Origin of the sequence: Caulobacter sp. SL161 (assembly GCF_026672375.1) — a bacterium.
Classification (GTDB): Bacteria; Pseudomonadota; Alphaproteobacteria; order Caulobacterales; family Caulobacteraceae; genus Caulobacter.
On record NZ_JAPPRA010000001.1, the window covers coordinates 599,323 to 614,077 of the forward strand.

Annotated in this window: 14 protein-coding genes; 1 reads left to right on the forward strand and 13 read right to left on the reverse strand. The window is 67.2% G+C overall.

Going from position 1 to position 14,755, the window contains the following annotated elements; all coding sequences use genetic code 11:
- Positions 1-91: 91 nt before the first annotated feature.
- The 7 genes from OVA11_RS03130 to rimP all read right to left on the reverse strand — a co-directional run bounded on the left by OVA11_RS03130 (position 92) and on the right by rimP (position 8,392).
- Positions 92-880 (reverse strand): dienelactone hydrolase family protein, encoded by a 789-nt coding sequence (locus OVA11_RS03130; protein ID WP_268066121.1) that lies wholly within the window; start codon positions 878-880, stop codon positions 92-94.
- A gap of 59 nt (positions 881-939) precedes the next feature.
- A complete protein-coding gene (locus OVA11_RS03135; RefSeq protein WP_268066123.1) occupies positions 940-1,515 on the reverse strand; it encodes a hypothetical protein in 576 nt (191 codons plus the stop codon).
- The gene (locus OVA11_RS03140; protein WP_268066125.1) at positions 1,515-2,042 is read right to left on the reverse strand and encodes a DUF2939 domain-containing protein; all 528 of its coding nucleotides are present in this window, start codon (positions 2,040-2,042) and stop codon (positions 1,515-1,517) included. The genes OVA11_RS03135 and OVA11_RS03140 overlap by 1 nt, the downstream gene beginning before the upstream one ends.
- Positions 2,043-2,145: 103 nt before the next feature.
- Positions 2,146-5,160 carry a translation initiation factor IF-2 gene (gene infB / locus OVA11_RS03145; protein WP_268066127.1) on the reverse strand — a complete coding sequence of 1,005 codons (3,015 nt, stop codon included), beginning with the start codon at positions 5,158-5,160 and terminating at the stop codon, positions 2,146-2,148.
- Between the two features lie 278 nt (positions 5,161-5,438).
- On the reverse strand, positions 5,439-6,089 hold the full coding sequence (locus tag OVA11_RS03150) for an RNA-binding protein (RefSeq protein WP_268066129.1): 651 nt from the start codon (positions 6,087-6,089) through the stop codon (positions 5,439-5,441).
- 78 nt (positions 6,090-6,167) lie between these two features.
- The gene (nusA, locus tag OVA11_RS03155) at positions 6,168-7,814 is read right to left on the reverse strand and encodes a transcription termination factor NusA (RefSeq protein ID WP_268066131.1); all 1,647 of its coding nucleotides are present in this window, start codon (positions 7,812-7,814) and stop codon (positions 6,168-6,170) included.
- Between the two features lie 2 nt (positions 7,815-7,816).
- The gene (gene rimP / locus OVA11_RS03160; protein WP_268066133.1) at positions 7,817-8,392 is read right to left on the reverse strand and encodes a ribosome maturation factor RimP; all 576 of its coding nucleotides are present in this window, start codon (positions 8,390-8,392) and stop codon (positions 7,817-7,819) included.
- A 258-nt stretch (positions 8,393-8,650) separates the two neighbouring features.
- Here rimP and ppa point away from each other — a divergent pair, with 258 nt between their 5' ends.
- The gene (gene ppa, locus OVA11_RS03165) at positions 8,651-9,184 is read left to right on the forward strand and encodes an inorganic diphosphatase (RefSeq protein ID WP_010917937.1); all 534 of its coding nucleotides are present in this window, start codon (positions 8,651-8,653) and stop codon (positions 9,182-9,184) included.
- Positions 9,185-9,190: 6 nt separating this feature from the next.
- Here the strand turns inward: ppa and OVA11_RS03170 are convergent, their stop codons facing one another.
- The 6 genes from OVA11_RS03170 to OVA11_RS03195 form a co-directional block, all read right to left on the reverse strand.
- Entirely contained in the window at positions 9,191-9,577 is a 387-nt protein-coding gene (locus OVA11_RS03170) for a hypothetical protein (protein WP_268066135.1), read from the reverse strand.
- A gap of 99 nt (positions 9,578-9,676) precedes the next feature.
- Entirely contained in the window at positions 9,677-10,357 is a 681-nt protein-coding gene (trmB, locus tag OVA11_RS03175; protein ID WP_268066136.1) for a tRNA (guanosine(46)-N7)-methyltransferase TrmB, read from the reverse strand.
- An 89-nt stretch (positions 10,358-10,446) separates the two neighbouring features.
- Positions 10,447-11,670, reverse strand: coding sequence for a methionine adenosyltransferase (gene metK / locus OVA11_RS03180; protein WP_268066137.1), 1,224 nt, complete (start codon positions 11,668-11,670; stop codon positions 10,447-10,449).
- Positions 11,671-11,788: 118 nt separating this feature from the next.
- Positions 11,789-12,223: a helix-turn-helix domain-containing protein gene (locus tag OVA11_RS03185; RefSeq protein ID WP_268066138.1), complete on the reverse strand. Its 435-nt coding sequence runs from the start codon at positions 12,221-12,223 to the stop codon at positions 11,789-11,791.
- 27 nt (positions 12,224-12,250) lie between these two features.
- Positions 12,251-13,843 carry an apolipoprotein N-acyltransferase gene (gene lnt / locus OVA11_RS03190; protein ID WP_268066139.1) on the reverse strand — a complete coding sequence of 531 codons (1,593 nt, stop codon included), beginning with the start codon at positions 13,841-13,843 and terminating at the stop codon, positions 12,251-12,253.
- Positions 13,840-14,754, reverse strand: a complete 915-nt coding sequence (locus OVA11_RS03195) for a hemolysin family protein (protein WP_268066140.1) — start codon at positions 14,752-14,754, stop codon at positions 13,840-13,842. The genes lnt and OVA11_RS03195 overlap by 4 nt, the downstream gene beginning before the upstream one ends.
- Position 14,755: the final 1 nt, after the last annotated feature.

A 14,755-nucleotide genomic window follows, 5' to 3' on the forward strand; every position in this document is an offset into this window, starting at 1 on the left:
GTCCTTGCGGCCCGGCCGGCGGATCGAACGCCGGTGCGCGGGGAAAATCGGAAGGCGCGGTGTCTAGGCGCGTAACGCCCGAAAGTCCAGCCTAACCCCCCGTCCTCTCCTTGAAGAACGCGATCACCTTGTCCCGCGCCTTCATGCTGCCGCTCGTCGGGACCGAACGATGCAGGTGCAGGGTCAGCACAGAGTGGGGGGACATCGGCTGGCCCGGCGCGGCGTCTTCGTCGGCCAGCTCCACCACCTCGACCTTGTCGCCGAACTCGGCCTTCAGGCGGGCGATGCGGGCGTCGGGCACCAGCTTGTCAGAGGTGAAGCGCATGGCGATCAGTGACAGGTTCTCGTCCTGGAACCGCTTCTTGGCGCAGGTGATCTCCGACGCCGAACAGTCCAGGCCGCCCCTGTCTTTAAACGGCAGGGAGGGTTGCGACAGAACCGGCGCCACGACCGAGGGCTCGGTCATCATCGCGAGCGCAAAGCCGCCCGTGAAGCACATGCCGACCGCGCCGACACCCTTGCCGCCGCACGCGTCATGGGCCTTGCGGGCCAGGGCGCGCAGCCAGTCGACGATCGGGCTTGAGCGGCCGTCCTTCCAGACGCTGAATTCGCGGCGCACGCAGATGTTCTTGAGGATTTCGCCGATCGCATAGCCACGAGAGACCTTCTTGCCCGGCTTGCCGAACAGGCTCGGGCAATAGGCGGTCAGGCCCGCCTGCGCCAGGTCGCGGGCGAAGGCCAGGACACCGGGATGCAGGCCGGGAACTTCGTGGATGACAATGACCGCAGGGCCTGAACCGATCTTGTAGACCTCGCGGGACCAGCGGCCGTCGTCGAAGTCGAAGCGCTCAAAGCCCGCCAGCAGCTTGTCGTCAGCCATCTCGTCCCCCTCTGCTTTTCCGACGAGGCTAGACCCTGCCCGCGTGGCTGGCGAGAGATCTAGTTGGAGACATCCGGCCGCTGAGGGTTGTCGGTCCAGTCCGACATCGGATCGGGGGTGCGGTTGTCCGGCAACCGCCACTCGCCGCGATAGGAGAAGTCGAGCGTTCCGCACAGGCGCGCCTGACCCGACGCCTTGGGATCATCCCCGAAGGCCTGGATCCGCATGTCGCGACGCACGGCGATGGGGCTGAAGGACAGCCAAAGCCGCGTGGAGCCCGGGCAGAAGGCGCGCAGATAGATCTTGCCCTGCGCCGCCGAGGTGTCGACCGCGTAGAGGGCGGCGTTGGCGTCGACGCCGCTCATCGCCGACAGGCCGCCGGGGCCAATGTCCTTTGATCGCGCGGGTTTCAGCATCGCCTGGGCGGGCACGCCGGTGGCCAGCACCTTGAGCGGCCGACTGGCGCCCAGCAGGCCATCCTTGAACAGGATGGTGACGCCCGCACCGGTCAGCCGCTTGGCGTCGGTCGAGATCGGGTCGTACGAGAACATCCTCGTCTCGGCGTGGGCGGTGGAGGCCATGGCGCCGATCATCGCCACCGCGATGACCGCGCTCCGGACGATCGATCGACGCATCACTTGCCGCGCAGATTGGCCGCCGAGGCGTCAAAGCCCGACAGCCGCCAGCGATCGCCCTCGCGGGTGAAGGTCAGGAGGCAGGGGCCGTCCTTGCGGGCGGCGCAGACGCGGCCATCGCCGGTGGGGCGCAAGGCGGCGGCGATCGCCACGCGACCCGGGATCGGGCGGTCGGGCGTGTAGCCGTAATAGTTGGCGGCTGCGCGGAACGTCTCGGGGCGGATCAGGGCTTCGCCGGCCGCGTGGGCCAGCGGGCCGGCGGCGATGGCGGCGATGGCGGCCAGGGCGATGACGCCATCGTTCTGACCGGCGCGCTGGCGGGCCTCCGCCATCAGCCGCGCCTCGATCTGGCCCTTGAGGGCGCGGCGGTCGACATGGGCGTCGAACGTGGCGCGGTCATTGTCGCGGATGGCGACCAGCAGGTCGTGGACATCGCCGCCGGCGTCGAGGCGGTCGACGGTCGCGCAGGCGCTCAGAGAGGCGGCGACAGCGGTCAGGACGAGGATGGCTTTCAGGCGCATCCGCAAGGCGTAGCCACAGATTAGGGCGATTTCCAGTCTCGCTTTTCAGCAACGAAAAAGGGCGCAGGCCTTTCGACCCGCGCCCTGATCTTCCGATCTCGCGAAGCTCCTAGTCGAGCTGGCGCTTGATCTCTTCGACGGTGAAGCACTCGATCGTGTCGCCGACCTTGATGTCCTGGAAGCCCGCGAACATCATGCCGCACTCCTGACCGACGGGGACTTCGTTGACCTCGTCCTTGAAGCGCTTGAGCGTCTGCAGGGTGCCCAGTTCCAGAACGACGATGTCCTGACGGATAATCCGGACCTTGGCGCCCTTGCGGACCACGCCTTCGGTGACCTTACAGCCGGCGACCTTGCCGATCTTCGAGATATCGAAGGCCTGCAGGACCTCGGCGTTGCCGAGGAAGGTTTCGCGCTGGATCGGGGCCAGCATGCCCGAGAGCACGCCTTTGATGTCGTCCAGCAGGTCGTAGATGATCGCGTAGTAGCGGATCTCGACCCCTTCGCGTTCAGCCAGGGCCCGCGCCTGCGCCGAGGCGCGGACGTTGAAGCCGATGACCGGCGCGCCGGCGCCCTTGGCCAGCATGACGTCGCTTTCGCTGATCGCGCCGGCGCCCGACAGGATGATCCGCGCGCGAACCTCGTCGGTGGCCATCTTGTCCAGCGAACCGATGATCGCTTCGGCCGAACCCTGCACGTCGGCCTTGATGACCAGCGGCAGCTCTTTCAGCTTCTTGTCCTGCAGCTTGGCCATCATGTCGGCCATCGAAGCGCCGGCGCCCACCGGGGCCATCGACTTCTCACGCTTCAGGCGGATGCGGTACTCGGTCAGCTCGCGGGCGCGGGCTTCGTTCTCGACCACGGCGAACGCGTCGCCCGGCGAGGGCACGCCGTCCAGGCCGAGGATCTCGACCGGGGTGGCCGGGCCCGCTTCCTGCAGTTGCTCGTTGCGCTCGTTCAGGAGCGCGCGGACCTTGCCCCACTGGCTGCCGGCCACGACGATGTCGCCGCGCTTCAGCGTGCCGCGGTTGACCAGCACCGTCGAGACGGCGCCGCGACCCTTGTCGAGCTTGGCCTCGATCACCACGCCGTCGGCGCTGCGGTCGGGGTTGGCCTTCAGGTCCAGCACTTCTGCCTGCAGCAGGATGGCTTCCAGCAGGTTGTCCAGGCCCGTGCGGGCCTTGGCCGAAACCTCGATCAGCTGGGTGTCGCCACCCAGGCTTTCGACGACGATCTCGTGCTGCAGCAGCTCGTTGACCACGCGGGTCGGATCCGAGCCGGGCTTATCCATCTTGTTGACGGCGACGATGATCGGCACCTCGGCGGCCTTGGCGTGTTTGATCGCCTCGATCGTCTGGGGCATCACGCCGTCGTCGCCGGCCACGACCAGCACCACGATATCGGTGATGTTGGCGCCGCGGGCGCGCATCGACGAGAACGCGGCGTGGCCGGGCGTGTCGAGGAACGTCACGCGCTGGCCGTCCTTCAGGCGAACCTGATAGGCGCCGATGTGCTGGGTGATGCCGCCGGCTTCGCCCGCCGCCACGTCGGTGGAGCGCAGGGCGTCGAGCAGGCTGGTCTTGCCGTGGTCAACGTGACCCATGATCGTGACGACCGGGGGCCGCAGCTCCATGTGATCGTCGTGATCGTCCGCGCCGATGAAGCCTTCTTCAACGTCGGCTTCCGACACGCGCTTGACGGTGTGACCAAACTCGGTGGCCACCAGTTCGGCGGTGTCATTGTCGATGACGTCGTTGATCTTCAGCATCACGCCCTGACGCATCAGGAACTTGATGATGTCGACGCCGCGCACGGCCATCCGGTTGGACAGCTCCTGCACGGTGATGACGTCGGGGATGACGACTTCACGGGCCACGCGGGCCTGTTCGACCGCGCCACCGCGACGCTTTTCCTTTTCGCGTTCACGGGCCCGGCGAACCGAGGCGAGCGAGCGCATCCGGTCGGCGGAATCCCCGTCACCGGCCACGGCCTGGATGGTCAGACGGCCTTCGCGGCGCTGCGGCGCGCCCTTGACGCGGGAGACGGCCTTGTTCGGCGCGGCGTTCTTGCGACGATCATCATCCTCGTCCGGACGGCGATCCATGGCGCCGCCGCCGGGGCGGGGCGCCGAACGGGTGGCGCGCTGGATTTCCGGGGTGGCCGGAGCCGCGGCGGGAACGCCGGGACGCGGACCGCGCGGCGGGCCGCCAGGACCACGGGCGCCGGGCGCCGGGCGCGGAGCCAGGGCCGAGTAACGCACGGTCTGTTGCGGGCGGTCGCCTTGCGGACGGTCACCCTGCGGGCGGTCTCCACGATAGCCGCCGCGATCGCCTTGCGGACGGTCGCCGTCGGGACGCGGACCGCGCGGACGATCGCCTTCCGGACGGGGAGCCCGTTGACCGAAGTTGGCGTTGGCGTCGGGACGCGGGGCGCGTTGATTGAACGGACGATCGCCCTGCGGGGCCGGGCGATAGGTCGTCGTGCTCGGACGATCGTCGCGACGGTCGCGGCTCGGCTCGTAGGTGCGAGTCTGGCCGGGGGCCGCGGCGCGCGTGTCCTGACGGGGGGCGTCCTGGCGCGGCGCAGAGGGCGCGACCGGGGCCTGAGCGACGGGACGCGGGGCCTGCGGAGCGGCCGGCGGCGGCGTCACGGGCGCTGCCGGCGCTTGCGCGACGGGCGGCGGCGCGGCGGCGGCGCGTTCGGCTGCGGCCTTGGCGGCGGCTTCACGCTGAGCCGCTTCCTGAGCGGCGCGAGCACGGGCCTCGGCGGCGGCCTGTTCGGCCGCCTGGCGGGCTTGAGCTTCACGCGCGGCGTCGACGACGCGCTGACGGGCGCGCAGTTCTTCCTGCGACAGACCGCCGGCCGAACCGCCACCGCCGCCTTGCGGCGGCGCCGGACGCGGCGCGGGGGCTTCGCCATGGCGACGCTCGGCCGAGGACGGCGCGGCAAGATTGCCGGATGCGGGCGCGTGGGTCCGCGTCCGCTTGGTTTCCACCACCACCGTCTTGGTCCGGCCGTGGCTGAAGCTCTGCTTCACGACCCCAGCGCTCACTGAGCCCTGACGGGGCTTCAGGGTCATCGGGGTGCGTCCGCCGGGTCGGCCGTTTTCGTTCTCGTCGCTCATGCGCTCGCTTGTACTTCCGCCGGGCGGTACCCGGCTAAAAAACCGTTCGTTCCATGTGAGAAAGGGGCCCGGACGTACCTCCATAAGGAAGCCGTTTCCCCGACCCTTCGCTCACGAGCCCGGCCGAACACCTGGGCTCACTCAAAGATTCTAGAGCTTTCCCATCCCACCGGACGGTCCGGTGAGAGGGAAAAGCTCTAGCGCCTGCCAAGGCCGGCGAACCGACCAGGCGGACAGGCCCGCCGTCTGTGCCCAGGAACCGCCAAAGGCGAATATCCCTAGTCGTCCTCGCGTCCGTTCGCCGACCATTCGGGAGGCAGAAGCGGGCGGAAACCGGACAGACGCTCGACATCCAGTGCCCAGCGATCGATCCCGCGCCCGGCGAGAAGCGCTGTGTGTATCACATTCTCCCCGCCCAAGGCCAAACCCAATTCGTTCGAATTGAAGGCGCCCAGCAGGCGGGGCGTGTTGGCGGCCCTGCGCGCGGCTGAAAGAACCTTTCGGCGACCGTCTTCGGCGCCGTCAGAGGCCTCGATCAGCCAGGCCACCTTGCCGGTTCCCAGGGCGGCGACCACCTTCTCGAAGCCCGAAATAATGCTCCCGGCCTTGCGCGCAAGACCCAGGCCCTCAAGGACCCGGCGGGCCAAGAGCGCCTCGACCTGGTCGGCGAGGTCCGCCGGCGCGGTCAGCTTGGTCTTGGCGGCCCGCGAGAAGAGGCCCTTCTTGGCGGCGGTCGTGATCGAGTCCCGATCCGCTCCGACCCAGATCCCGCGTCCCGGTAGCTTTCGCGCCAGATCCGGAACCACCGTCCCGTCCGGACCCGCCACGAAGCGGATCAGGCGCGCTTCGTCCGTCGCTTCGCCCAGGACGATGTCCTTGCGCAGGCGATTGGCTTCGGCGTGGGTCTTGGGCGCAGCGGCTTCGGTCATGATCCTGTGGGACCTTCTGGGAGCGCGAACGGCCCCGCGGAGGTTTCCGCGAGGCCGTCAAACACCGCTCCGAAGGGCTTAGGCCTCTTCTTCAGCTTCAGCGGCGACGTCGCCTTCGGCCGAGGACTCTTCCTCGAACTCCGGTTCCGGCTCGGGCTCCGGCGGCGCTTCGACCCAGCCCATGGCGATACGGGCGCGCATGATCAGCGCCTCGGCGTCCTCGGGCGACAGGTTGAAGCTTTCCAGGATGCCCGGCTCGCGCACGCGCTCGCCGCCCTTGTTCTCGAACCAGCCGCGCATGTCGTCAGGCACCAGACCAGCGAGGTCTTCGATCGACTTCACGTCGCCTTCGCCCAGGGCCACGGCCATGGCCAGGGTCACGCCCTCGATGGTCAGCAGTTCGTCTTCGACGCCCAGGGCTTTGCGCTTGGCGTCCAGCTCGGCGGCTTCCTTTTCGAGGAACTCGCGAGCGCGGGTTTGCAGCTCCTCGGCGGTTTCTTCGTCGAAGCCCTCGATCGTGGCGATTTCATGCGGCTCGACATAGGCGACGTCTTCCACCGCGGCGAAGCCTTCGGTGACCAGCAGCTGGGCGATGACCTCGTCGACGTCCAGGGCTTCCTGGAACAGGGCCGTGCGCTCGGCGAACTCGCGCTGACGACGCTCGCTCTCCTGGCTTTCGGTCATGATGTCGATCTGCCAGCCGGTCAGCTGCGAGGCCAGACGGACGTTCTGGCCGCGGCGGCCGATGGCCAGCGACAGTTGTTCGTCCGGCACCACCACTTCGACGCGCTCGTCTTCCTCGTCCATGACGACCTTGGAGACTTCGGCCGGGGCCAGGGCGTTGACGATGAAGGTGGCTTCGTCTTCCGACCACTGGATGATGTCGATCTTCTCGCCTTGCAGCTCGGCGACGACCGCCTGCACGCGCGAACCACGCATACCGACGCACGCGCCGACCGGGTCGATCGAGCCGTCGTTCGAGATGACGGCCATCTTGGCGCGCGAACCGGGGTCCCGCGCGACAGCGCGGATCTCGATGACGCCGTCATAGACTTCCGGCACTTCCTGGGCGAACAGCTTGGCCATGAAGCCGCCGTGCGCGCGGCTCAGCATGATCTGCGGGCCCTTGGTCTCGCGACGGACGTCGTAGATGTAGGCGCGGATGCGGTCGCCGACATTGAAGTTCTCGCGCGGGATCGACTGGTCGCGGCGCATGATGCCTTCGCCACGGCCCAGATCCACGATCACGTTGCCGTACTCGACGCGCTTGACGCTGCCGTTGACGATCTCGCCGACGCGATCCTTGTACTCGTCGTACTGACGCTCGCGCTCGGCCTCGCGGACCTTATGCATGACGACCTGGCGGGCCATCTGGGTCTGGACGCGACCGATCTCGAACGGCGGCAGGACTTCTTCGTAGACCTTGCCGATCTCGGCGTCGCGCCAGGTGCGCTTGGCGATCGAGAACGGCATCTTGCCGATCTCGCCTTCCAGCTCCGCGTCGTCGGACACGACCTCGATCACGCGCTTCTGGGTCGTCTCGCCCGTCTTGGGGTCGATCTTGACGCGGATGTCGTGCTCGGCGCCGTAGCGGGCGCGGGCGGCTTTCTGCAGCGCGTCCTCGATGGCCTCGATGACGACTTCCTTCTCGATGCCCTTTTCGCGGGCGACCGCGTCGGCGATCTGCAGGAGTTCAAGCCGGTTGGCGGCGATGCCGATGGCCATGGTCAGTCCTCTTCACTTTCGGACAGGTCTTCGTTTTCGGATTCGAGGCGGGCGGCCCGTTGCTTGGCCCCCCGCTCCATCAGGGCGTCGGTCATGACGAGCTTGGCGTCGATGACCCACGCGAAAGGGAAGTAGACGGTGACGTCGTCCTCGCCCTCGATGTTCAGGCCCACCTGGTCGTCCTCAACCCCGGCGAGCTCACCCTTGAAGCGCTTGCGGCCCTCGGCCACGCGATCAAGCTCGATGCGGGCCTCCAGGCCGGCATAGTCGTCAAAATCCTTCAGGCGGGTCAGCGGCCGGTCGATGCCGGGGCTGGAGACCTCCAGGGTATATTCGCCGGCGATCGGATCGGCCGCGTCGAGCACTTCGGAGACGGCGCGCGACAACTTGGCGCAATCCTCGACGTTCATGTCGCCGCCCGAGCCATCTTCCAGCAGCGGGTGCTCGGCCATGATCTGCAGGCGGCGTTGCTCGGTCCCGCCCATCAGGCGCAGGCGAACAATCTCGTAGCCGAGGCTCTCGGCCACGGGATCGAGCATCTCGATCAGGTCACGGTCTTCCTGCGTCTTCCCGCGCACGGTCTCTCAACTCAAGTTCTGGGCCGGCGGCGCTGAGACCGTTCGGCCAAACAAAAAGCGGCAGCCTTTCGGGCCGCCGCTCGAAAGCGCCATCTAGCGCTAACGGACGATGTAGGACGCTTTGTAGGCGAATTGCCGGCCGTTGTCGACTCATGGCGGGGAAATCTCCGGAGTCGTCTTCCGCGCCGCAGCATTTTGGGCCTATAAGCCCAGCCGCGCAGGCCGCTCCCCAAGGGCCGCATCTGATAAAGAGTCAAAATGGACCTGTCCAAGATCGCCGTCGGCGTGAACCCGCCGTACGACCTGAACGCCATCATCGAGATCCCGCAGGGCGGCGAGCCGGTGAAGTACGAGATCGACAAGGAAAGCGGCGCCCTGATGGTCGACCGTTTCCTGCACACGGCGATGTTCTATCCGGCCAACTACGGTTTCATCCCGCACACCCTGGCCGACGACGGCGACCCCGCCGACATCATGGTGGTGGGTCCGACCCCGGTGGTGCCGGGCGCGATCATCCGCTGCCGCCCGATCGGCACCCTGATGATGGTCGACGAAGCCGGCTCGGATGAGAAGATCCTGGCCGTGCCGGTCGACAAGCTGCACCCGTTCTACACGGGCGTGACCAGCTGGCGCGACCTGCCCACCATCCTGACCGAGCAGATCGCCCACTTCTTCCAGCACTACAAGGACCTGGAAAAGGGCAAGTCGACGAAGATCAGCGGCTGGGCCGATCCGGATGAAACCGCCGAGATCATCCGCACGGCGATCAAGCGTTACAACGAGAGCTACTGAGTTCGATCAGCTCTGGTGGCCGGCCCAGAGGCCGGTCACCAGTAGCGCGATGACGACCGCGTCGATCAAGATGGCGACGCGTGCGAAGCCCTTCAGATAGCGACGCCCCTGGGCGATCAGCGATCCGATGAAGAAGGCCTTGCTGATGACGGCGAAGGCGACCGCCAGTGTCCGGGTTTCCGGATGGAAGGCCGCCCAGACGAGACCTCCCCCGATCAAGGCGATCAGCAGGCCCCAACCGCGAACAATGATGTTCGCCAGCGGCCCCTCCAGCGCTTCGCCGAAGGTCGAATGCTGAGACCGGCTGGGCGCCAGTGCAAACTGCAGCATGGTCAGGGTCAGAAGACCGCTGACCACGAGTATGCCAGCGTAATGCTCTTCCACCCAGAACATGGTCGCCCCTGAAATCACGCGTAAAGTCGAGCGCTCGGCGCGGAGTCTAGGGCCAGCCGGTCTCTCGGAGAAGGGGCCTTAGGGCCGGGGGTAGCGGGATCAGACCCTGACAAAGTCCAGAAACACCGGCGCGCAGTCGCCCAGCTTCTTTTCCTCGTAGCGCGTGGTCACGTGATCGGCCGGGATCGCGTTGCGGTCCGCCGCCTCATCGGCGAAGCGGAAGCCTGGATCAGCCAGAACCCGCTCGGTCGTCCACTCCGCGTAGTCCGCCCAATCCGTGGCGAAGCGCAGGGCCGCGCCTGACTTCATGACGCGGGCCAGCTTGGCCACGAACTCCGGCTGGATCAGGCGGCGCTTGTTGTGACGCGCCTTGTGCCAGGGGTCGGGGAACATGATGAACACGCGATCCAGGCAGGTGTCCGGCAGCCAGTCCACCACGTCGCGGGCGTCGCCCTCGTGGATGCGGACGTTCTTGAGCGCCTGCTCCTCGACATGACGCACGGCGGAGGCCACCCCGTTTACGAAGGGCTCGGCGCCAATCACCAGGGTCTCGGGATTGCGGCCGGCCTGGCTCGCCATGTGCTCGCCGCCGCCAAAGCCGATCTCCAGCCACACGGTGTTGGCCTCGGGCATCAGGTCCAGTGGCTGGAACGGGCCGGTCGGAACGGCGATTTCCGGCAGCAGCGTATCGAGCAGGGCCTGCTGGCGCGGCTTCACCGGGCGCGATTTCAGCCGGCCGAACGAGCGCAGTGGTCCGTGAGGTTGTTGCGGGGTGGTCATGGCGCGCGTCTTAGAGGGTTGAAGCCGAAATGAAAACGGGCTCCGACCCGCTAGGATCGGAGCCCGTCTCGAAGACGAAGGCGGATAGCTTACGCCAGGCCTTTCAGGTCGCCCACCAGATCGGTCTTCTCCCACGAGAAGCCGCCTTCGTTGTCAGGCGTGCGGCCGAAGTGACCGTAGGCTGCGGTGCGGGCGTAGATCGGACGGTTCAGCTGCAGGTGCTCGCGGATCGCGCGCGGGGTCGCGCCGCCGATCAGCTGCGGCAGGGTCTTTTCCAGCACCGCCGGATCCACCTTGCCCGTACCGTGCAGATCAACGTGGAACGAGACCGGCTGGGCCACGCCGATCGCATAGGCGATCTGGATCGTGCAGCGGTCGGCCAGACCCGCCGCGACGACGTTCTTGGCCAGATAGCGGCAGGCATAGGCGGCCGAACGGTCGACCTTGGTCGGGTCCTTGCCCGAGAAGGCGCCGCCGCCGTGGGGGGCCGCGCCGCCGTAGGTGTCGACGATGATCTTGCGGCCGGTCAGGCCTGCGTCGCCGTCCGGGCCGCCGATCTCGAAGCGGCCGGTCGGATTGACCAGCCACTGGGTCTTCTTGGTGATCAGGCCGTCCGGGAAGATCGGCAGGATGTGCGGCTTGATCAGCTCCAGCACGCGCTTGGAGGTCGCGGCCTTGCCGTCGATCTTCTTCTTGTGCTGGTGCGACACGACGATCGAGACCACGCGCTGCGGGCGGCCATTGCCATCGTATTCCAGCGTCACTTGGCTCTTGGCGTCCGGCTCCAGCTCGGAGAGCGCGCCACTGTGACGCAGCTCGGCCAGGCGCTTCAGGATGTTGTGGCTGTACTGCAGCGTCGCGGGCATCAGCTCCGGGGTCTCGGTGCTGGCGTAGCCGAACATGATGCCCTGGTCGCCGGCGCCTTCGTCCTTCTTGTCGGTGGCGTCCACGCCCTGGGCGATGTGGGCGGACTGGCCGTGCAGGAAGTTCGAATACTTCGCCTTCTGCCAGTGGAAGCCCTTCTGCTCGTAGCCGATGTCCTTGATGGCGGCGCGAACCTTCGGCTCCAGCGAGCCGAGGATGTCCTTGGTCAGCTGCTTGTTGGCCTTCTTGTCGCCATCCGGTTTGCCGGCGCGAACCTCACCGGCCAGTACGACGCGATTGGTGGTCACCAGGGTCTCGCAGGCGACGCGCGCCTCGGGATCCACCGAGAGGAAGGCGTCGACGACGGTATCGCTGATTCGATCGGCGACCTTGTCGGGATGCCCCTCGGAAACGCTCTCGCTGGTGAAGATGTAGGACGAACGGCTCAAGAGACAGCTCCGGTCATGAAGACACGCGCGGGCGCACACGCCCAGTCAGCGTCCAGTTAGACGGGAATCATATAAAGATATGTTTATGCGAGCAAGGCGAGCTTATCTAACAGTCGCCTCAGTCGTCGACGCCTGCCGCCGCGTCCTCGGCCGCCATGGACCGCACCAGCTCCAGGATTCGGCGCCGAACCTTCTGCCGACTGACTTTTGGGAACAGCGTCGCCAGTTCCAGGCCCTCGGGGGTCATCAGAAAGTCATGCACGAAGGGCTCGCCCCGCTCGGCCATTCCGCCGCCCGTGGTGTCCTCCAGGCCTTCAAAGAAATAGTCGACCGGCGACTGCAGGCTTCTGGCGATTTCGTAGAGCTTGCTGGCGCTGACGCGATTGGCGCCGCGCTCGTATTTCTGAACTTGCTGGAAGGTCAGACCCAGATCCTCGGCCAGCCGTTCCTGGCTGACGCCCAGGATTCGGCGGCGCATGCGAATGCGGGCGCCAACATGCAGGTCGACGGGATTGGGGTGGCGTTCAGTGTCCGACGACTCGCGCATGCCCACGCCAGAATCTAAAATCTAGGTTTTAGTTCAGCTCAGCTTTCGCTTAGGCGCAATAGAGGAAGAGATTTTTCCTATCCGGACACGCGCCGATACAACCCCCGATATGAGTATAAGCGCCAGAAAGGCCACGTCACCGAAGTTGTCGTAGGGCGTAACCTGACCCATTCCTGGTATTTGCGCGTCAATGACACCGCTTTCTCCTAGGCCGAGCGACGCTCCCGGCACGATACGACCGCGCGCGTCGACCACCGCGCTGATGCCGGTCGGGGTCGCGCGCAGGATGGGCCTGGCGCTTTCGATCGCGCGGTAGCTCGCCAGGTTCAGATGCTGCGGGGGCCCTGAGGTCACGCCGAACCAGGCGTCGTTCGAGACATTGATCAGGGCGCGGACATTCGGATCGGGCTTGGCCAGGCCCGGAAACAGGCTTTCGTAGCAGATCAGCGGCTGGACCAGCAGGTCAGGAGAAATCCGCAGCGGGGCGGGCGTGGGGCCGGTCGTGAAGTTGTCGGACAGTCGCGCCAGGCTCTTGAAGCCGATCACTGTCAGAAAGCGGTCAGCGGGCAGGTATTCGCCGAACGGCACCAGGCGGTGCTTGTCATAGATCCCGACGAGCTCGAGATCCGCGTCGGTCCGGCGAAGGGCCACCAGGCTGTTGTAGTAGGTCGGATGAGGCCCGGCCCCTTCATAGCGATAGCCGCCGATCAGAAGCAGCTGGCCGGGCGCCAGGCTGTCGACAATGGCTTGTCGCACCCAGGTTCCGGGCGCGAGATAGTCATTGACCGCCGCCGGCAGGGCGCCTTCGGGCCAGATCACGATATCGGCGGGCTTTGCGGCGTAGGGTGTCGCGGTCAGTGACACATAGGCTTGAACGATCTGGGCGAAGCGCTCGGCGTCCCATTTGAGGTCCTGCTTGATGTCCGCCTGGACGATGCGCACCGTGGTGGGACCGCTCGGGGACAGAGGGCGAGACAGAGCGATTGCGCCATAGCCATAGAGACCGATCAGGCTGGCCACGGCCAAGCCCGTCGCGGCGCGTCCGCCACGGCCCTGCCGCCACAGGGCAGGCGCGCCGGCGATGGCCAGGGTGATCCAGGTCAGGCCATAGGCGCCCACCAGCGCGGCCAGTTGCGACGGCGCCGATCCGGCCTTCCAGGTTTCGCCGGGAAGATTCCAGGGAAAGCCCGTCAGGACATGGCCGCGCATCCATTCCAGAGCGGCGAACGCCCCGGCGAAGGTCAGGACGCGCCAGGCGCTCGCGGGCCGCAGCGCCCGATAGAGCAGGGCGGCCAGGCCCCAGAACAGGGCGAGTCCGGCCGCCATGCCGGTCACGGCGAAGGGGGCCATCCAGCCGTGGGTCGCGGCGTCGACCAGAAAGGCCTCGCCGACCCACCAGGTGCCGAGCCCAAAATAGCCAACGCCCGCCAGCCATCCCCGCCAGAACGCCGATCGGAGCGGACGCTGGACGTCGGCGTTGTCCAGCAGATGCAGCAGGCCCGCATAGCCCAGAAGGCCGGGCAGCACGCCGAAGGGCGGATGGGCCAGCGCCGCCGCCAGACCGGCGATCAGCGCCAGGGCCGGACCGCTCCAGGGCCGTTCGCGGAACCGCGTCCAGGCGATCACGAGCGCTCTATGTCCGGCTGGGCGCCGTCCAGCGCGAGTTCCGCCAATCGGGAAGGACCGCCGCGAACCCGAACGCGTCGAACCCGACGGGGGTCGGCCTCGACCACTTCGAACTCGAAACCATCGGGATGGGCGATCACCTCGCCCCGCTGGGGCACACGGCCGGCCAGGGCGACGACCAGGCCCGCGACGGTGTCGATATCCTCGTCCATGTCCGGCGGCGCCAGGTCGTGGCTCAGCGCCGCCTCCAGCTCCTCAAGCGGCGCCCGGGCGTCGGCGTCGAAGATCCCGCCCGGACGCGCCACGACCGCGACGGCGGTGGCGTCGTCATGCTCGTCGTCGATCTCGCCGACGACCGCTTCGATCAGGTCTTCCATCGACACCAGACCGTCTGTGCCGCCGAACTCGTCGATGACCAGCGCCATGTGGATGCGGCTGGTGCGCATGCGGAGCAGAAGGTCGGCGGCCTTCATGGAGGCCGGCACGTACAATGCGTCGCGGCGCAGCTTGTTCAGGATCAGGTCGCTCGGCGCAGGGCGTTTGGCCTCGTCGGCGAGAAGGCGGAACACGTCCTTGACGTGGATGACGCCGACGGGGTCGTCGAGGGTCTCGCGATAGATCGGCATCCGAGAGTGCTCGGCTTCGGCGAACTGGGCGGCCACCGCTTCGAACGGGGTCGAGAGCTCGACGGCGACGATGTCGGCGCGGGGTGTCATGACATCGGCGACCCGCAGGCTCTGGAAGGCTTCGGCCTGATCCACTAGGTCGACCGCAGCGGCGGACGCGGCGGTTTCGGGCGGGCGAGGGGGCTGGTCGCCGCCCATCAGTCGCCTGCGCATACGTCGGAAGAACGCCCGCACGCCCCGGCTTCGTCGGGCGGCGGGCTGTTGACTAGGCTCGTCGCTGGGCATG